16 protein-coding genes are annotated in these 17,371 nt (G+C 76.2%); 9 read left to right on the top strand and 7 right to left on the bottom strand.

Translation table 11 applies throughout. The features are described 5' to 3' along the window. Window positions 1–104: 104 nt before the first annotated feature. The gene (locus VE546_RS26425; RefSeq protein WP_324926648.1) at window positions 105–644 is read left to right on the top strand and encodes a gamma carbonic anhydrase family protein; all 540 of its coding nucleotides are present in this window, start codon (window positions 105–107) and stop codon (window positions 642–644) included. Window positions 645–684: 40 nt separating this feature from the next. On the opposite strand, the gene VE546_RS26420 is transcribed toward VE546_RS26425, so the two are convergent. Beyond that, window positions 685–1,137, bottom strand: coding sequence for a DUF4442 domain-containing protein (locus VE546_RS26420; protein ID WP_324926646.1), 453 nt, complete (start codon window positions 1,135–1,137; stop codon window positions 685–687). A gap of 117 nt (window positions 1,138–1,254) precedes the next feature. Between VE546_RS26420 and VE546_RS26415 the strand changes: the two genes are divergently transcribed. Further along, window positions 1,255–2,292 (top strand): hypothetical protein, encoded by a 1,038-nt coding sequence (locus tag VE546_RS26415; RefSeq protein WP_324926644.1) that lies wholly within the window; start codon window positions 1,255–1,257, stop codon window positions 2,290–2,292. 43 nt (window positions 2,293–2,335) lie between these two features. Beyond that, window positions 2,336–3,652 carry an MFS transporter gene (locus VE546_RS26410; protein ID WP_324926642.1) on the top strand — a complete coding sequence of 439 codons (1,317 nt, stop codon included), beginning with the start codon at window positions 2,336–2,338 and terminating at the stop codon, window positions 3,650–3,652. Here VE546_RS26410 and VE546_RS26405 read toward each other — a convergent pair. Continuing rightward, a complete protein-coding gene (locus VE546_RS26405; RefSeq protein WP_324926682.1) occupies window positions 3,592–4,437 on the bottom strand; it encodes a fused MFS/spermidine synthase in 846 nt (281 codons plus the stop codon). The two genes, VE546_RS26410 and VE546_RS26405, sit on opposite strands and share 61 nt — an antisense overlap. Window positions 4,438–4,544: 107 nt before the next feature. Here VE546_RS26405 and VE546_RS26400 point away from each other — a divergent pair, with 107 nt between their 5' ends. Then, window positions 4,545–5,261, top strand: coding sequence for a TVP38/TMEM64 family protein (locus VE546_RS26400; RefSeq protein WP_324926640.1), 717 nt, complete (start codon window positions 4,545–4,547; stop codon window positions 5,259–5,261). Between the two features lie 165 nt (window positions 5,262–5,426). Then, a complete protein-coding gene (locus VE546_RS26395; protein ID WP_324926639.1) occupies window positions 5,427–6,299 on the top strand; it encodes an undecaprenyl-diphosphate phosphatase in 873 nt (290 codons plus the stop codon). Window positions 6,300–6,351: 52 nt separating this feature from the next. On the opposite strand, the gene VE546_RS26390 is transcribed toward VE546_RS26395, so the two are convergent. After that, entirely contained in the window at window positions 6,352–7,449 is a 1,098-nt protein-coding gene (locus VE546_RS26390) for a CapA family protein (protein ID WP_324926636.1), read from the bottom strand. Between the two features lie 345 nt (window positions 7,450–7,794). Here VE546_RS26390 and VE546_RS26385 point away from each other — a divergent pair, with 345 nt between their 5' ends. The 3 genes from VE546_RS26385 to VE546_RS26375 all read left to right on the top strand — a co-directional run bounded on the left by VE546_RS26385 (window position 7,795) and on the right by VE546_RS26375 (window position 10,368). Then, a complete protein-coding gene (locus tag VE546_RS26385; RefSeq protein WP_324926634.1) occupies window positions 7,795–8,757 on the top strand; it encodes an FAD-dependent oxidoreductase in 963 nt (320 codons plus the stop codon). Window positions 8,758–8,845: 88 nt separating this feature from the next. Continuing rightward, window positions 8,846–9,934 carry a PP2C family protein-serine/threonine phosphatase gene (locus VE546_RS26380; RefSeq protein WP_324926632.1) on the top strand — a complete coding sequence of 363 codons (1,089 nt, stop codon included), beginning with the start codon at window positions 8,846–8,848 and terminating at the stop codon, window positions 9,932–9,934. A gap of 131 nt (window positions 9,935–10,065) precedes the next feature. Beyond that, window positions 10,066–10,368, top strand: coding sequence for a DUF3040 domain-containing protein (locus tag VE546_RS26375; protein WP_324926630.1), 303 nt, complete (start codon window positions 10,066–10,068; stop codon window positions 10,366–10,368). Window positions 10,369–10,404: 36 nt separating this feature from the next. On the opposite strand, the gene VE546_RS26370 is transcribed toward VE546_RS26375, so the two are convergent. The 3 genes from VE546_RS26370 to VE546_RS26360 are packed head-to-tail and all read right to left on the bottom strand — an operon-like array spanning window position 10,405 to window position 14,666. Next, a complete protein-coding gene (locus tag VE546_RS26370; protein WP_324926628.1) occupies window positions 10,405–12,825 on the bottom strand; it encodes a glycoside hydrolase family 65 protein in 2,421 nt (806 codons plus the stop codon). A 4-nt stretch (window positions 12,826–12,829) separates the two neighbouring features. After that, window positions 12,830–13,774, bottom strand: a complete 945-nt coding sequence (locus VE546_RS26365) for an HAD-IA family hydrolase (RefSeq protein WP_324926626.1) — start codon at window positions 13,772–13,774, stop codon at window positions 12,830–12,832. Window positions 13,775–13,802: 28 nt separating this feature from the next. Then, window positions 13,803–14,666: a universal stress protein gene (locus tag VE546_RS26360; RefSeq protein WP_324926624.1), complete on the bottom strand. Its 864-nt coding sequence runs from the start codon at window positions 14,664–14,666 to the stop codon at window positions 13,803–13,805. A gap of 262 nt (window positions 14,667–14,928) precedes the next feature. On the opposite strand from VE546_RS26360, the gene lnt reads away from it, so the two are divergent. Then, a complete protein-coding gene (gene lnt / locus VE546_RS26355; RefSeq protein WP_324926622.1) occupies window positions 14,929–16,482 on the top strand; it encodes an apolipoprotein N-acyltransferase in 1,554 nt (517 codons plus the stop codon). On the opposite strand, the gene VE546_RS26350 is transcribed toward lnt, so the two are convergent. Further along, complete coding sequence (locus VE546_RS26350; protein ID WP_324926620.1) at window positions 16,454–17,359, bottom strand: Gfo/Idh/MocA family oxidoreductase; 906 nt, start codon at window positions 17,357–17,359, stop codon at window positions 16,454–16,456. The genes lnt and VE546_RS26350 overlap by 29 nt on opposite strands. Window positions 17,360–17,371: the final 12 nt, after the last annotated feature.

Here is a 17,371-nt window from a genome sequence, read left to right as displayed (position 1 = left end):
GGCGGTGCCGCCGGGGCGGCGACCGGGCCGCGGGTCCGGGCGGCCGGAGCACGGTGCCGCGCGGGAGGACGGGACGACCGGGAGAGGCGGGAGATGACACGCGGATGGAGCGGCGGGCGATGATCGCGGGCGTGGGCGGCAGGGAACCGGTGGTCGATCCGGAGGCGTACGTCGCCCCGACGGCCGTGCTCGTCGGGGAGGTGGCGCTGGGCGCGGGCGCGAGCGTCTGGTACAACGCGGTGCTGCGCGGCGACTGTGACGCGATCACGGTCGGCGCCGGGAGCAACGTGCAGGACAACTGCACCGTGCACGCCGACCCGGGCTTCCCCGTCGTGGTGGGCAGGCGCGTCTCGGTGGGGCACAACGCGGTGCTGCACGGCTGCACGATCGGGGACGAGGTGCTGGTCGGGATGGGCGCGACCGTGCTCAACGGCGTCCGGCTGGGCGCCGGTTCGCTGGTGGCGGCGCACGCGCTGGTGCCGCAGGGCATGGAGGTCCCGCCCGGTTCCCTGGTCGCGGGGGTGCCCGCCCGGGTCAGGCGGGAGCTGACCGCCGAGGAGCGGGAGGGCATCCGCGTGAACGCGACGACGTATCAGGACCTGGCCCGTACCCACCGGGAGACGCTGACCGGCGGGGAGGGCTGAGCGGGACGGGCGGGACCCGCCGGGCGGGTCCCGCCGCGCGTCAGCCGCCCGGACGCAGGGTCCACACGATGGTCATCTCGCCGGTGACCGTGCCGTCCTCGCGGCGGATGGCCACCTCCACCGGGAACTCCGGGCGCTTCCCCGCGTCCAGTTCCGCCACCACCTCGGCGGCCGGGCGGCCGAGTTCGGCGGTGGCGGTGACCCGGCCCATGGCGAGCTTCCGGTAGCCGATCTCGGCCCGTACGGCCAGGGGGACGGCCCGGGAGAGCTGGTCGCCGAAGGCGGCCAGCACGATCGCCCCGCTCGCGGACTCCGCGAGCGTGAACATCGCGCCGGCGTGGGGACCGCCGAGGTGGTTGTGGTAGGCGCTCTGGTCGGGCATCGCGACCACGGCGCGCTCGGCCGTGGTCTCCAGGAACTCCAGACCGAGGGTGCGGACCATCGGCACGGTGGCCGCCATCATCTCGCCCAGGGAGGGCCGGTTTTCTGCCATGGCCGAACGTTACCAGCGAGTAGCGCAAGCGGTGGAGCCGCCCGTCGTGTACCGGGTCCGTACCGAAGTGGGGGCGGCCGTGGTCCCGTTCCGGCCGCGCCTCTAATGTTGCTGGCCATGTGGCCAGGACAGCAGCAGCCCGGGGGCGAGCAGAACCCGCAGAACCCGCAGCAGCCCAACCCGTACCAGACACCCGGGTACCAGGCGCCCAACCCGTACCAGACGCCGGGATACCAGGCGCCCAACCCGTACCAGCAGCCGCAGCCGGGCCAGTGGGGCCAGCCCGGCGTGCCCGGCGTGCCGCAGCCGCCGCAGGGCGGTGACGGCGGCGGCAAGGGCGGCCGGAACGCGGCGATCGCCATCGTCGCGGCCGTCGCGGTGATCGCCGCGGCCGTGGTCACCGGGGTCTTCGTCCTCAAGGACGACGACAAGGGCGACACCGCCAAGGGCGGTGACAGGACCGCGTCGCCGACCGCCGGCCCCTCCACCGAGGAGAGCGCGCCGACCCAGGAGCCGGGCGAGCGGGAGGACGACCCCAACAACCCGCGCGACGGCCTCGCTCCCGAGAAGCCCGACCCGGTGGTCCCCGGCTGGCAGGTCGTCACCAACGCCAAGCACCACAACGCCTTCGACGTGCCGTCCGACTGGCGGCTCGGGACGGAGACGACGATCGTCGGCTACGGGCAGAAGGACAAGGACGACCCCTTCTCCGGCCCGCAGGTCGCCTTCAGCGGCCCGGCGTACTACAAGGAGGGCTGGTGCACCTCCGGCGACAGCAAGTACACCCGGGCCATCGTCGGCAGCAAGGGCGCCCAGGGCTCCCGCAACACCGCCGAGGCGGCGGAGATCGCCGCGGACAACTTCGTCTACTTCGCCTACGGCGAGCAGAAGGAGACCGTCGAGCGGGGCAAGGCCAAGCCGTTCTCCAACAAGCACGGCATCAAGGGGCACATCGCGACCGCCACGGCCACCGGTGTCAAGAAGAAGAGCAAGTGCGACTCCGACGGCAAGGTCGTGGCCGTCTCCTGGCTCGACGGCACCAACGACCTGCGCATCTGGCTGATCGTCACCGACGCCGGGGTCAAGGACGAGGTGCCCCGGGCCACCATCGACAAGATGACCGGCAGCCTGCGCCCGTACGCCGAGGAGGACTGACGGCCCGCCGGACGCGGGAGCGCGGAAGAGGAGAACACGGACGATGCGCTACGCCTGGGCGGGCCGCAACTACACCCTGCTGACGGCCGCCGCCGTGATCACCGGCCTGGGCAACTCCGGGGCGCTGATCGCGGCGGCGTTCGCCGTGCTCGCCGCGGGCGGCGACGGCACCGACGTCGGGCTGGTCGCCGCCGCCCGCACCGTACCGCTGGTGGTCTTCCTGCTGGTGGGCGGTGCGGTCGCCGACCGGCTGCCGCGCCACCGGGTGATGGTGGCGGCCAACGCGCTCAACTGCCTGTCCCAGGGCGTCTTCGCGGCACTGGTGATCTCCGGGGAGGCGCGGCTGTGGCAGATGGTGGCGCTCTCCGCGCTGGGCGGCACCGGGCACGCGTTCTTCGCCCCGGCCGCCGAGGGGATGGTGCTCTCCAGCGTCCGCGGCGAGCAGGCCGGACGCGCCTTCGCCGTCTTCCGGATGGGCGTCAACGGCGCCTCCATCGGCGGCGCGGCCCTCGGCGGCGCGCTGATCGCCGCGGTCGGCCCCGGCTGGGTGCTGGCGGTCGACGCCGCCGCCTTCGCGGTGGCGGGCGCGCTGCGCGCCTTCCTCGACCTCGGCGGGATGCCCGGACGCGAGCCGGGCGGCGGCCTGCTCGCCGACCTGCGGGACGGATGGCGCGAGGTGGTCGGGCGCCCCTGGCTGTGGGCGGTCGTCGCGCAGTTCTCCGTCGTCAACGCGGTGGTCGCGGCGGCCGAGGCGGTGTACGGACCGCAGGTCGCCCAGGAGCACCTGGGCGGCGCCGGGCCGTGGGGCGTCGCACTGGCCGCCTACGGCGCGGGCACGGTGCTCGGCGGGCTGCTGATGACCCGCTGGCGGCCGCGCCGCATCCTGCTCACCGGCACGCTGTGCGTCTTCCCGCTGGCGCTGCCCTCGGCGGCGCTGGCCGTGCCGGTGCCGGCCGGGTGGCTGGTCGCGGTGATGTTCGCCACCGGTGTCGCGCTCGAGGTGTTCGGGGTGACCTGGATGATGGCGCTGCACCAGGAGGTGCCGGAGGAGAAGTTCTCCCGGGTCTCGTCCTACGACTGGCTGGGCTCCATCGCCCTGGTGCCGGTCGCCACCGCCGTGGCCGGGCCGGTCGAGACGGTGGTGGGGCGGCCCGCGGCGCTGTGGGGCTGCTCGGCCCTGGTCGCCCTGCTGACGGCCGCGGTGCTGTGCGTGCCGGACGTGCGGAACCTGACCCGGCGCGACGCGGCCGTGGTGGCCGGCGGGCCCGCCACGGCCGGGGCGTCCGGTGGGGCCGCGGATCAGCCGACGGTGAAGGCGCCGTCCGGCGGCTCCGGCGAGGGCACCGCGTCGGCCTCCTGAACGGGGCGGGCGTCCCCGACGAGGCGCTCCAGCTCGCCGCCGTGCGCCACCCGGGCCGGGAACGGGTCGCCCGCCGCCAGCCGCGCCAGCCGTGCCAGGGGAAGCTCGGCGCGGGAGGCGACCAGCACGGTGTTGCCGAAGCGGCGGCCGCGCAGCACGGCGGGCTCGGCGATCAGGCACAGGTGGTCGAAGACCGCGGCGAAGGTGGCCAGTTGGGAGCGGAGGAAGCCGAAGGGCGCGGCGTCGGCGAGGTTGGCCGCGTAGATCCCGCCCGGGCGCAGCGCCTCGGCCGCGGCGCGCGCGTAGGACAGGGTCGTCAGGTGCGCCGGGACGCGGGAGCCGCCGAACACGTCCGCGATCAGCACGTCCACCGACCCGGGCCGCTGGTCCCGCAGGGCGGCGCGGGCGTCCCCGGCGCACACCGTGACCCCGCTGTCCTCCGGCAGCGGCAGGTGCTCGGCGACCAGCTCCAGCAGCGCCCGGTCGGCGTCCACCACCCGCTGGCGCGAGCCGGGGCGGGTGGCGGCGAGGTACCGGGGCAGGGTCAGCGCACCGCCACCCAGGTGGAGGGCGTCCAGCGGGGCTCCGGGGTCGGCGGCGCAGTCCAGGACGTGGGCGATCCTGCGCGCGTACTCGAACTCCAGGTGCGCCGGGTCGTCGAGGTCCACGTACGACTGGGGGGCGCCGTCGACGGTGAGCAGCCAGGCCCGCCTGCGGTCCACGTCGGGCAGCAGCCGGGCGGTGCCCTGGTCCACGGCCCTGGTCACGGGCACCGGCTCGTCCACCGTCTCGTCCACCGGTCCATTCTGCCGCCTCCCCCGGCGCCGCCGGGTAGCGCACCTCACGCCGGGAAGCACCGGCACGCGTCCCCTTCGTCGGTTACGCTCCACCGGTGTCCGTCCCCGCTCCCCGACGATCCGCCGGACTCCCGGCCCGCTGCTCCGCGGTGCTGCTCTCCCCGTGGTCCCGGCTGTCCCTGCTCGCCGTCCTGCTGGCCGCCGCCGCCACGGCGGTGGTCGTCCACGAACCGCAGCGGCTGTTCACCGAGGGCTGGCGGCCCGGCCTCTCCGGCGGCGCCGCGGTGGTGCTGTTCGTCGTGGCGTACGGCCTGTGCACGGCGGCGCTCGTCCCCCGTCCGGTGCTGAACCTGGCGGCGGGCGCCCTCTTCGGCGCCCCGCTGGGCACGGCCGCGGCGGTGGCCGGGACGGTGCTGGGCGCCGGGCTCTCCTTCGGGCTCGGCCGGCTGCTGGGGCAGGACGCGCTGCGCCCGCTGCTGCGCGGCCGCTGGCTGGCGGCCGGCGACCGGCAGCTCAGCCGCCACGGCTTCCGCTCGATGCTGGTGGTGCGGCTGCTGCCCGGGGTGCCGTTCGCCGTCTCGAACTACGGGGCCGCCGTGTCCCGGATGAGCTGGGTCGCCTTCCTGGCGGCCACCGCGCTGGGCACCGTGCCCAACACCGCCGCGTACGTCCTCGCGGGCAGCCGCGCCTCGGCGCCGACCTCGCCCGTCTTCCTGGCCGCGTTCGGTTTCATCGCGGTCTCCGGGCTGGGCGCCGCGGTCGTCGCCTGGCGCAGGCGCGCGCGGCTGCGCCAGGCGCTGGCGGCCGGGTAGCCGCGGGTGGCCGCCGGGCCGGGGCCCGGGCCCGTCCGGGCGGTCACCGGACCGGTACGCGCGAGGGGCGTACGTTCGCCCGCCGTTTCCCTCCCGGTTCCCGACCGGCCATAGCATCTGCCCGACCTGACCGATGATCACAACGCAAGGGCGAGCGCACCCCGTATGTCTTGGTTCGAAGCACTCATCCTCGGGCTCGTCCAGGGGCTGACCGAGTTCCTCCCCATCTCCTCCAGCGCCCACCTGCGGCTGACCGCCGTCTTCGCCGGCTGGGAGGATCCCGGCGCGGCCTTCACCGCGGTCACCCAGATCGGCACCGAGACCGCCGTGCTGATCTACTTCCGCAAGGACATCGGGCGGATCGTCTCCGCCTGGTTCCGCTCGCTGCGCGACCGGCAGGCCCGGCGCGACCACGACGCGCAGATGGGATGGCTGGTGATCGTCGGCTCGATCCCGATCGGGGTGCTCGGCCTGACGCTCAAGGACCAGATCGAGGGCCCCTTCCGCGACCTGCGGCTGATCGCCACGACGCTGATCGTGCTGGGCGTCGTCCTGGGCGTGGCCGACCGGCTCGCGGCGCGCGACGCCCGCGGCGGCCGGCACCGCGCCGTACGGGAGCGCAAGTCGCTCGAACACCTGACGGTCCGCGACGGCCTGCTGTACGGCCTGGCCCAGGCGATGGCGCTCGTCCCGGGCGTGTCGCGGTCGGGGGCGACGATCAGCGGCGGCCTGTTCATGGGCTACACCCGGGAGGCCGCGGCCCGCTACTCCTTCCTGCTGGCCATCCCCGCGGTGCTCGCCTCCGGCCTGTTCGAGCTGACGGAGATCGGCGAGGGCCACGTCTCCTGGGGGCCGACGCTGCTGGCGACCGGCCTGGCCTTCCTGGTGGCCTACGCGGTCATCGCCTGGTTCATGAAGTTCATCTCCACGCGCAGCTTCATGCCGTTCGTGGTCTACCGCGTCCTGCTGGGCCTGCTGCTCCTCGGGCTCATCGCGGCCGGTGTGGTCTCCCCGCACGCGGGCGAGCCGGTGGGCTGAGGCGCCCTGAACCGCCCCCGGGTCGGGGCCCGCAGGCGCCCGTTCCGCCCGTTCACCGGCCCTCGGTGAGGCCGTCCCCGGCCGCGCCCCGGCTCAGCACCGCCTCGCGCACCCGCGCGTGCACCTCGGGGAAGTTCTCCTCGGTGGCGCGCACGACGCGGAAGGGCGGTCCGGTGTCGGAGTGGCCCACCAGGTACTCCGCCCCGGTGACGGTCCAGCCGTCGTCCCCGGGGCCGGGGGTGAAGGTGAAGCGGGCCATGGAGCCCTCGTTGCCGCTGCGCTTGGCCGCCGGGACGAAGCTGGCCATCTGGTCCCCCAGGCCGTAGACCACCCAGGTGCCGTTCACCTTCTCGTACGGCTGCGGGACGTGGTTGTGGGTGCCGATCAGCAGGTCGATGTCCTTGCGGTCGCCGGTGCGCGCGGCGGTCAGCCGGCGGGCCAGCTCCCGCTGCCGCGCGTCGGGGGCCTGCTGCCACTCGGTGCCCCAGTGCAGGCTGACGACGACCACGTCGGCCCCGGCGCGGCGGGCGGCGCGGGCGTCGGCGATCACGCGCTCGGGGGCCAGCAGGCGGACCGCCCACGGCCGGCCGGCGGGCAGGGGGATGCCGTTGGTGCCGTAGGTGTAGGACAGGTGGGCGATCTCGGCGCCGCCCGCCCGCAGCCTGGCCGGGCGGGCGGCCTCCCGCTCGCTGCGGGCCGTGCCCGCGTGCCGTACGCCCGCCGCGTCCAGCGCGTCGAGGGTGCGGCGCACCCCGGCGAACCCGTCGTCGAGGCTGTGGTTGGAGGCCGTCGAGCAGCCGTCGTAGCCGGTCGCGCGCAGCGCCTTCGCGAGCTGGGGCGGCGAGCGGAACAGCGGGTAGCCGGTGAAGGGGCCGTCCTCGTCGCCGTAGGGGGTCTCCATGTGGCACAGCGCCACGTCGGCGGCGGAGACGACGGGCTTCACCCCGGCGAGGATGCGGGTGAAGTCGTATCCGTCGCCGTCGGCGTCCTCCCGCGCCTGCCGGATGATCGACGGGTAGGGGATGACGTCGCCGGTCGCGACCAGGGTGAACGGCCGGCGCCGGTCGTCCGCCGTGCCCGTCCCGCCGTCCGCGGCCGGGCCGCCCCGCGCGGTGCACGAGGCCGAGGCCGCCAGGGCCGCCGTCAGCACCAGGGCCGCGGCGACCGGGCCCGTCCGGCGTATTCGGCCGGACCGGGGTATCCGGCCGGACCGGGGTGTCCGCCGCGTCCGCACCGCCCGGGACGTCCCCACCGCCCGGTGGTCCCGTCCCGTCCGTCCCGCTCGCTCCGCTCGTTCCGCTCGGCGCATCCTCCGCCTCCTGTGCTCGCTGCGGCGCGCCGCTCCCCCGGACGGACGCCGCCTGCCTTTCCCGGCAGCGTGGGAGGCGGGTGACGGGACGGCATCCCGGAAGCGGCGCCGCTGGGCCGACCGGGCCAACGCGTCACGCGCGTGGAGTCACCCGGGTGCGGGCCGCCCGGGTGCTGGAATGGGGACATGACCGGAGAGGCGCACACCTGGGAGACGGACCTGCTCGTCGTGGGCGGCGGACCGGCCGGCTGCGCCGCCGCCGTCATGGCCGCCGGTGTGGGGCTGCGCACCCTGCTGCTGGAGGAGCGGCGGGAGCTGTGCGGCCGGCTGCGGTACGTCCGGGCCCTGGACAACGTGCTGGGCGGCTTCGCCTCCGGCCCGGACCTCGCCGCGGCGGTCACCGCCGACGTGGCGCGGGCGGCCGGCTGCCGGGTCGAGTACGGCGCGCGCGTGGTGCACCTCGCCGCCCGCGACGACCGCGTGGTCGCCACGCTGGACTCGGGCGAGCGCCGCACCGCCGCCCACGCCGTCGTCGCCACCGGCGCGGGCCCGCTGGAGCCCGCGGACACCGACTGGGCCGCCGACCCCGAACGCCTCGCCGGCGCCCCGCTGTGGGAGGCCGATCCGCGGGCCCTGGCGGGCCGGACCGTGCTGGTGCTGGGCGCCGACCGCCCGCTGGGCACCCTGCTGCGCGCGGCGCCGGCCGCGGAGGTCCGCCTCCTGGTCGCGCACCCGCCCGCGGACGACTACAAGACCGCCGAGGTCCGCGCGGACCGCCGGGTGGAGCTGCTGCCCGTACGGCGGATCGCCCTGCGGAGCGGACGGCGGCGGCGGATCACCGCCGAGCTCACCACCGGGACGGGCGACGTCCTGGAGCGGACGGCGGACGCGGCGTACCTCAACATCGGCAACGCCCCCGTACGCCTTCCGGGTGACCTCCGGCCCGACGCCACCGGCTACTGCCCGCCCGGCCGGCAGCATCCGCGCGTCCACGTGGCCGGTGACCTGCGGTCGGCCCGCGCCCAGCGGATCATGACGGCGATGGGTTCGGGCGGCGAGGCCGCGCTGCGGGCGTACTACGCGCTGCAGGGCCTGCCGGATGCTCCCGGAGCCTCCGGAGGACCGGGGCGTCCCGGCCGGCCGGAGTGAGGGGACCCGCGCGGCGCGGGAGGGCCGATGCGGCCGGACCGCTCGCTTTCCCGCACCGCCCGGGGCTGGGAAGCTGGTGGCGGCAACCATGGGGCATCCGCACCGACCCCCGGAGTTCACCTTGGCCGAGCGCGACGAGGACGGTTACCGACTGCTGGCCGGTCTGCCCTTCGCGTCCATGGCCGTCGTCACCCTGGTGGACGTGACGGCGGGGCCGGACGCGGGCTTCCTGCCGCTGTTGTCGCTCGGCCCCGCCTTCGCCGGCCTCGTCGGCGGCATGCGCCGCACCGCGCTGATCGGACTGCTGGCCCTGGTGCTGTGCCTGGCCCTCGCCGTGTACGACGGCCTGCTGGGCTCGCCGCGCGGCTACACGGCCGTCGCGTCGGTGGCCGGGGTGGCGGCGGCGGGGCTGGCCGCCGCGGCCGTCCGGCAGCGGCACGAGGCGGAACTGGCCAGCGTGCGGTCCATCGCCGAGGTCGCCCAGCGGGTGCTCCTGCGCCCGGTCCCCCGGGCCGCGGGCCACCTGCGGGTGGCGGTGTCCTACACCTCCGCGGTGGCGGAGGCCCGGATCGGCGGCGACCTGTACGAGGTCGTCACCTCGCCCACCGGGGTCCGGGTGATCGTGGGCGACGTCCAGGGCAAGGGCCTGGAGGCGGTGGAGACGGCCGCGGTCGTCCTGGCCGCGTTCCGGGAGGCCGCCTACGACGAGCCGGACCTGATGGCGGTGAGCGCCCGGCTGGAGAGGTCGGTCAACCGGCACATGCCGGCGGAGCGGTTCGTCACGGCCGTCCTGGTCGAGACGCACGAGGACCGCTCGGTCACCGTGCTCAACCACGGCCATCCCTCCCCGCTGGTCGTCCGCGCGGACGGCACGGCCCACCTGGCGGAGCCGCCCGAGACCGCGCCGCCCCTGGGCATGGGGTTCGACCTCAAGCCCCCCGAGCCGTACGGCCTGTCGCTCGGCCGCGGTGACCAGATGCTGCTGTACACCGACGGCGTCACCGAGGCGCGCGACCCGGACGGCACCTTCTACCCGCTGGCCCGGCGCTCCTTCCTCCTGCGGGAGGCGAACCCGGACTGCGCGCTGGAGGCGCTGCGCCGGGACCTGGTGACGCATGTCGGGGGGCCGCTGCACGACGACGCGGCCATGCTGCTCCTGCGGTACCGCGGCGGCTGAGCCTCCCGCGGGCCGCGGGGCGCCGCAGGACCCGGAACCGCCCGGAACCATGGAGAACGGGGGGATGACCCGGGCGGAGGGGGTACTCGGCGCACAACGACGTCCACTGCCGTCCACGCTGATCCGAGACCATGAACGAACCCCGACTCACCCTCCGAGAACTGCGCATCCTGCGCGAGACCGAACGCGCCCTGTGCGAGGACGCCGAGCTCGCCGCCCGCTTCCGGGAGTTCGGCGAACCCGTGGACGAACCGCCCGGGCCGGCGCCGGGGACGCGGCACCGCCTGTGGCTGCTCGCCGGCGTGTGCGTCCTCCTGGTGCCGGTGCTGGTGGTCCTGCATCCCGGGGCCGGTGCGCTGCTGCTCCTCTCCGCCGTGGCCGTGGGCGCGGTGGGCTGGGCCGGCCACCGCGGGGGCCGTCCGGGCCACCGCTGACCCCCGGCCCGCACCGGGCCGCCCGTCACCCACCTGTCACCTGTCCGTCAGCCGCAGCCAGCACGACTCGCCGGGGTCGACGGTGACGGTCCGGTCGGGCAGCACCACCCGTACGGGTCCCTCGGCGGAGGCGGGCAGGCCGATGCGCAGCCCGTGGGCCCGCATGCGCACGTCCACCCCCCAGTGGTGCCGGTAGCGCAGCGTGAAGCCGAACTCCGACAGCTCCGGGATCGGCGCCGGGTCCAGCCACAGGGCGTCCTCGCGGGTCTCCAGGCCGGTCAGCCCGCGCTGGACGAGGTCCAGCGTCCCGGCCATGGCGCCCAGGTGGATGCCCTCGGCGGTGGTGCCGCCCTGGATGTCGGCGACGTCGCTGACGAGGGCCTCCTGCACGTACGTCCACGCCTCGGGGCGCCGCACCCGGGCCAGCACCCAGCCGTGCACCAGGGAGCTCAGGGTGGAGCCGTGACTGGTGCGGTGCAGGTAGTAGTCGACCGTGCGGTGCCACAGCTCGTCGTCGAGGGTGTGGCCGAGCCGCCGGAACAGCGCCGCCAGCTCGGCCGGTGAGAACAGGTAGCCGAGCATCAGCGCGTCGGCCTGCTTGGACGCCTGGTAGCGGTTGACCGTGTCGCCCTCGGCCTCCAGGATGCGGTCCAGCCGGCGGATGTTGCCGTACTTCTCCCGGTAGCCGTCCCAGTCCAGTTCGGCCAGCTCGCCGTAGCCGTGGAACTGGCTGATGACGCCGTTGTGGAAGGGCACCCGCAGCCGCCGCGAGACGTCCTGCCAGCGCTCCACCGTGGCCCCGTCCACCTCCAGGTCCTCGCACAGCTCCCGGCGGCGCGGCTCGGGGAGCAGGTCGAGCAGGTCCAGGGCGCGCCCCAGCACCCAGGCGGCGGTGACGTTGGTGTAGGCGTTGTCGTCCAGGCCGGGCCGGTCGGTGTCCGGGTACGCCTCGTGGTACTCGTCGGGCCCGACCACGCCGAGGATGCGGTAGCGCTCGTGGGCGGGGTCGTACGTCGCCGCGCTCCCCCAGAACTGGGCGATCCGCAGCAGCATCTCGGCGCCCCTGGTCTGCAGGAAGTCGGTGTCGCCGCTGGCCTCGCAGTAGCGCCAGACGTTGTAGGCGATGGCCGAGCCCACGTGGTGCTGGAGCTGGGAGTGGTCGGGCAGCCAGCGGCCCGAGCGCGGGTTCAGGTGCAGCGTCTGGGTCTCCTCCCGGCCGTCGCTGCCGCTCTGCCACGGGTACATCGCCCCGGCGTACCCGTTGTCCTCGGCGGCCCGGACGGCCTCGGGCAGCCGCCGGTGCCGGTAGGTCAGCAGGGCGCGGGAGACCTCCGGGAAGTGGACGTTGAGGTAGGGCAGGACGAACAGCTCGTCCCAGAAGACGTGCCCCCGGTACGCCTCGCCGTGCAGCCCGCGGGCCGGCACCCCCACGTCCAGGTCGGTGGTGTGCGGGGAGAGCGTCTGCAGGACGTGGAAGAGGTGCACCCGCAGGATGTGGCCCGCCTTGCCCGGCACGTCCAGTTCGGCGTGCCGCCACAGCTCCTCCCAGGCGGCGCGGTGGCCGGCGAGGAGGCCGGGGAAGCCGGGCGCGTAGTCGATGTCCTCCAGGGCGGCCTGGAGGGGGTCGCTGATCGCCACGTCGTGCGAGGTGTGCAGGGAGACGACCTTGTCGACGGTGACGGGCCGCCCGGGCCGGACGGCGACGGTCAGCCGCCGCGCGGGCCGCGGGCCGGTGGTGTCGTCGCGGACCGAGACGGGCTCCCCGCCCGCCAGGCGGGTGCGGGCGGCCAGGGCCACGCCGATGCCGGAGGTCACGGTGTGGCAGCGCAGCCAGAGGGTGTCGGGGGCCGCGGCGCCGGCGTCGTGGCCGGCCAGGTGGCGGCCGCCGAGGGCGCGGTAGCGGGCCACGCCCGCGTTGGTGACGTCGCCGTCGACGGCCGACTCGACCTCGATCGTCCCGGACCAGTCCTCCGCGGTGAACGTGGTGCGCAGGGCCGCCAGGTGCGGCTCGCCCATGTGGACCAGGCGGCTCTGCCGCACGCGCAGCCGCCGCCCCCGGGAGTCCTCCAGGCGCAGGGAGCGGTTCAGGACGCCCTGCCGGAGGTCCAGTTCCTGCCGGTACTCCAGCAGCCCGCCCTGGTCCGGGGTCCACCAGGGCGGACCGGGACCGTCGGCGGCGCCGGGGGTTCCGGGGGCGTCGAGGACCCTGAAGCGCAGGGGCAGCCAGTTGGGGAGGTTGACCAGGTCCTCGTTCTCGACCCGGCGGCCCGCCACGGTGGACACCGTCCGGTCGTAGCAGCCCGCCACGTACGTGCCGGGGTAGTGCACCTCCCCGGCGTCGGTCTCGGGCGCCGCGCCCCGGGTCGCGAAGTAGCCGTTGCCCAGCGTGCACAGGGCCTCGCGCAGCCGCTCCTCGGCGGGCTCGTAGCCCTCGTACCCCCACACCCACTGCTCCACGGTCTCAGCCCTCCTCGTGCCGGCCGACGTCCTCCCGCGGGGTGCCGCGCTCCGCGGTGCCCTCCCCGCCGGTGCCGGCGCCGGACTCGGTCAGCAGTTCCGCCAGGTCGCGCACGACCACGTCGGCACCGTGGTCGCGCAGGTCCCGCGCGCTGGTGGGTCCGGCCGTCCGGTCCACCCCGACGACCAGGCCGAATCCGCCGCGGCGGCCCGCCTCGACGCCCGCCAGCGCGTCCTCGACGACGGCCGTCTCCGGCGCGGGCACGCCCAGGCGCCGGGCGGCCTCCAGGAACACCGCGGGGTCCGGTTTGCCCGGCAGGCGCAGCCGGGCCGCCTCCCGGCCGTCCACCACCGCGTCGAACATCTCCAGCACCCCGGCCCCGGAGAGCAGTTCCCGGGCGTGCCGGGAGGCCGAGATCACCGCCATGGGCGTCCCCGCGCGGCGCAGCACGCGCAGCAGCCGCACCGTGCCGGGCCAGGCGTCGACGCCGTGCTCGCGCAGCGCGTCGGTGAACAGCTCCTCCTTGCGGGCGGCCACGGCCCGGACGGTGCCGTCGCCCGGGGGGTCCTGCGGCGTGCCGAGCGGCAGGTCCAGTCCCCGTGAGGCCAGGAAGGCGGCGGCGCCGTCGATGCGCGACCTGCCGTCCACGTGGCGCCGGTAGTCCTCCTGGACGTCGAAGGGGCGGAACCGGTCCGGCCCGCCGCCGCTGCCGGTGCCGCCGGAGCGCTCGCGCCAGGCGCGCAGGCAGGCGTCGAAGGCCTCCTTCCAGGCGGCGGCGTGGACCCGGGCGGAGTCGGTGATCACCCCGTCGGTGTCGAAGACCACGGCCCGGACGCCGCGCAGGGCCCGGACCGGCACGGCGTCCCCCGCCCGGGCGGCCTGCCCGGGCCCGGTGGCTCCCGCGGCCCCCGCGGGGCCGGTCTGCTGCGGTTCGGCGGCGAACGACATGGGCGGTCCGTCCGGTGGTCGGGTCGGGTCAGATGTGCTCGGGCACGAGGGCGACCGGGCAGTCGGCGTGGTGGAGCACGGTGTGGCCGACCATCCCCAGTTGGAGGCCGAAGTGCTCCCGCCTGCGGTGCGCTCCGACCACCAGCAGGTCCGCGCTCCGCGACTTCTCCAGCAGCACCACGCGGGCGGGCCCCTCCACGGCCTGGAGGCGCAGGTCGATCCCGGTGTGCTCGCGGGCCGTGGCGCGCAGCACGTCGTCCAGGTGGTCCAGTGCCTGCCGGTGGCGGGCGTGCTCGGGGCTGCCCCGGACCAGCGGGTGCGACCGCGCCTCGTGGACGGGGCGGCGCCAGGTCCGTACGGCGTGCAGGGCACAGCGCCGGGCCGCGGCCTCGCGGAAGGCGAAGCGCACGGTGGGCGCGCCCCCGGCCGCGTCCCCGGCCGTGTCCCCGGTCGCGTCCCCGACGCCGAGGACGATCCGCCCGTGCTCACCGCGGCGGGCGGCGTCCCCGCCGCGCACGACGACCACCGGGCAGTCGGCGCGGCCCGCCACCGCCAGCCCCACCGAGCCCAGCAGCAGTCCGGCGATCCGGCCCCGGCCCCGGGCGCCGACGACCAGGGCGAGCGCGTTGCGGCCCGCGTGGACCAGGGCGGTCGCGGGGTCCTCGGCGAGGATGCCGGTGGTCAGCCGTACCTCGGGGTTCCGCTGGTGGGCGCGCTCGGTCGCCGCGGCCATCAGGTCCTCCGGCCCGGGACCGTCCGCCGTCCACTCCGTGGCGGCGTGGAGCAGGCGCAGCGGTACGCCGTGCCGGGCCGCCGCGTCCACGGCCCAGTCCACCGCGCGCAGACCGGCCGCGGAGCCGTCGACGCCCACCAGCAGGGGGAGTTCCGTCACCGCCGCCTCCTTTCCCGGTCCCTTCGTGCCCGCCGTGCCTCCGCGCTTCCCGCGCCCTCCCGTTCCGTCCCCGCCGTCCCGTCCGTCCGGGTCATGACCGGCCGGTTCCTGGGAAGGTCACCCGCATACGGACACCGAAACCCCCGGAAGGACGGTTCCCGGCCACCCGTCGGCCCGGGTGGCCGCGCCGGCGGCACGGCGTCCTGTCCGGCGGGGCGGCGGTCCCGCACACTGGTCCCGGCCGAGGCGAGGGAGGCGCGGCATGCGGGTGGCTCTGGAGACACGGTGGCGGCGCTGGGCGCTCGCGCCGGCCGCGGGGGCGCTGCCCGCGCTCGCCTTCCCCGCGCCGTCGCTGTGGTGGTGGGCCTACGCCGCCCTGGTGCCGTGGCTGCTGCTGCTCCGCTCGGCGGAGGGCGGGCGCCGCGCCGCCGTGGAGGGCTGGCTGGGCGGTACCGGCTTCCTGCTGGCCACCCACCACTGGCTGGCGCCGAACCTGCACGTCTTCCTCGTCGTGGTGGCGGCCCTGCTGGGGCTGCTGTGGGCGCCCTGGGGCTGGCTGGTGCGGCGCCTGCTGGCGGGGTCGCCGGGGCCGGGACGGGCGGTCGCGGCCGTGGTGCTGGTGCCCTCGGCGTGGCTGGTGATCGAGCTGGTGCGCTCCTGGGAGTACCTGGGCGGGCCGTGGGCGCTGCTCGGAGCCAGCCAGTGGCAGGTGCCGCCCGCGCTGCGGCTGGCGTCGCTGGGCGGGGTGTGGCTGGTCACCGTGTGGGTGGTGGCGGTGAACACCGTGCTGGCGGTGCTCGTGGCGCTCCCCCGCGTCCGTACCGCCGCGGTGGCCGCCGCCGTGGCGTGCGCGCTGGTCCCGGCCGCGGCCTGGGCGTGGGCGCCCCGGCCGGAGCCGTCGGGCACCGTCCGGGTCGCGGTGGTGCAGCCCGGTGTCGTGGCGGGTCCGGACGCGCGGTTCGACGCCGGGGAGCGGCTGACCGGCGAGCTGGCGGGCCGGGACGTGGACCTGGTGGTGTGGGGCGAGAGCAGCGTCGGCTACGACCTGGGCGACCGCGGCGACCTGCGGGAGCGGCTGGCGGCGCTGTCCGCCCGCGTCGGGGCGCCGGTGCTGGTCAACGTGGACGCGCGGCGCTCGGACCGGCCGGGGATCTTCAAGAGTTCGGTGCTGGTCGGCCCCCAGGGGCCCATCGGGGACCGCTACGACAAGATGCGGCTGGTGCCCTTCGGGGAGTACGTCCCGGCCCGTTCGCTGCTGGGCTGGGCGACGTCGGTGGGCCGGGCGGCCGACGAGGACCGCAGGCGCGGGGACGCGCCGGTGGTGATGGACACCGGCGGGATGCGCCTGGGTCCGCTGGTGTGCTTCGAGTCGGCGTTCCCCGACATGAGCCGGGGGCTGGTGCGCGACGGCGCCGGGCTGCTGGTCGCCCAGTCGGCGACGTCCTCCTTCCAGGAGAGCTGGGCGCCGCAGCAGCACGCCTCCCTGGCGGCGCTGCGGGCGGCGGAGACCTGGCGGCCGGTGGTGCACGCCACGCTGACGGGGGTGAGCGCGGTGCACGGGCCGCGCGGCGAGCCGGTGGGCGAGCGGCTGGGCACCGACCGCAGCGCCTCCGCGGTGTACGAGGTGCCGCTCGCCTCGGGCACCAGCCCGTACGTGCGGTTCGGCGACTGGACCGTCGCCGCCGCGCTGGGCGCGCTGCTGACGGCGGCGGCCGTCGCGGCGGCCGGACGGGCGCGGCGGGGACCGGGCGGGGGGCCGCGGCCAAACTCGCGGGAGTGGCTGCCGCCTACGCGGACTGCTGCAGCGCGGCGGTGACGACCCGTTCGCACAGCTCGTGGGTGCGCAGGGCGTCCTCGGCGCCGAGGTGCCTCCCGGCGCGCACGGCGTCGAGGAAGGCCAGGGTGATCTGCTCGATGCCGCGCTGGCGGGCCACGGGCACCCAGTCCCCGCGGCGGCGGACGGTGGGCTGGCCCCGGTGGTCGACGATCTCCGCCAGGTTGAACACCTGGCGCTTGGTGTCCTCCCCGGCGACCTCCAGGACCTCCTCGGCGCTGCCGCTCATCCGGTTCATCACGCCGAGCGCGGTGAAGCCGTCGCCCGACATCTGGAGCACCACGTGGTGCAGCAGTCCGTCGCGGACCCGGGCGCGGACGTCGATGTGCTCGGCCGGGCCGGGCAGCAGGAAGCGGAGGGTGTCGGCGACGTGGATGAAGTCGTCGTAGACCACCGTGCGCGGGTCGCCGGCCAGGCCGATGCGGTTCTTCTGCATCAGGATCAACTGGCGGGGGTGCTCCAGGCACTGGACGTAGCCGGGCGCGTGGCGGCGGTTGAAGCCGACGGCGAGCGAGACGCGCCGCTCGGCGGCCAACCGCACCAGCCGCTCGGCCTCGGCGAGGTCGTGGGCGAGCGGCTTGTCGACGTACGTCGGCACCCCGGCCTCCAGCAGCCGGGCGACGATCCGCGGGTGGGTCTCGGTCGGGGAGTGGACGAACGCCGCGTCGGGCCCGGCCGCGAGCAGCGCGTCGAGGTCGGCGTGCCGCTGCCCGGCGGGGATCCGGTGGGCGTCGGCGATCTCGTCCAGGGTGGCGCGGGTACGGGTGTGGAGGTGGAGCTCCACACCCGGCTGGGCGGTGAGCACGGGGAGGTACGCCTTCCGCGCGATGTCGCCGAGCCCGATCACACCGACCTTCACAAGCCCTCCCTG

Source organism: Streptomyces sp., from assembly GCF_035644915.1.
Classification (GTDB): Bacteria; Actinomycetota; Actinomycetes; order Streptomycetales; family Streptomycetaceae; genus Streptomyces.
The sequence above is the reverse complement of the archived record's forward strand: the minus strand, read 5'-3'. Positions and strand labels throughout refer to the sequence as shown.

Excerpts from the sequence above, each read along its gene's own strand:
- VE546_RS26365 (WP_324926626.1), bottom strand. The coding sequence starts at position 13,774 with ATGTCGTTCGCCGCCGAACCGCAGCAGACCGGCCCCGCGGGGGCCGCG.
- VE546_RS26380 (WP_324926632.1), top strand. The coding sequence starts at position 8,846 with ATGGGGCATCCGCACCGACCCCCGGAGTTCACCTTGGCCGAGCGCGAC.
- VE546_RS26425 (WP_324926648.1), top strand. The coding sequence starts at position 105 with ATGGAGCGGCGGGCGATGATCGCGGGCGTGGGCGGCAGGGAACCGGTG.
- VE546_RS26385 (WP_324926634.1), top strand. The coding sequence starts at position 7,795 with ATGACCGGAGAGGCGCACACCTGGGAGACGGACCTGCTCGTCGTGGGC.
- VE546_RS26375 (WP_324926630.1), top strand. The coding sequence starts at position 10,066 with ATGAACGAACCCCGACTCACCCTCCGAGAACTGCGCATCCTGCGCGAG.
- VE546_RS26415 (WP_324926644.1), top strand. The coding sequence starts at position 1,255 with ATGTGGCCAGGACAGCAGCAGCCCGGGGGCGAGCAGAACCCGCAGAAC.
- VE546_RS26420 (WP_324926646.1), bottom strand. The coding sequence starts at position 1,137 with ATGGCAGAAAACCGGCCCTCCCTGGGCGAGATGATGGCGGCCACCGTG.
- VE546_RS26410 (WP_324926642.1), top strand. The coding sequence starts at position 2,336 with ATGCGCTACGCCTGGGCGGGCCGCAACTACACCCTGCTGACGGCCGCC.
- VE546_RS26395 (WP_324926639.1), top strand. The coding sequence starts at position 5,427 with ATGTCTTGGTTCGAAGCACTCATCCTCGGGCTCGTCCAGGGGCTGACC.
- lnt (WP_324926622.1), top strand. The coding sequence starts at position 14,929 with ATGCGGGTGGCTCTGGAGACACGGTGGCGGCGCTGGGCGCTCGCGCCG.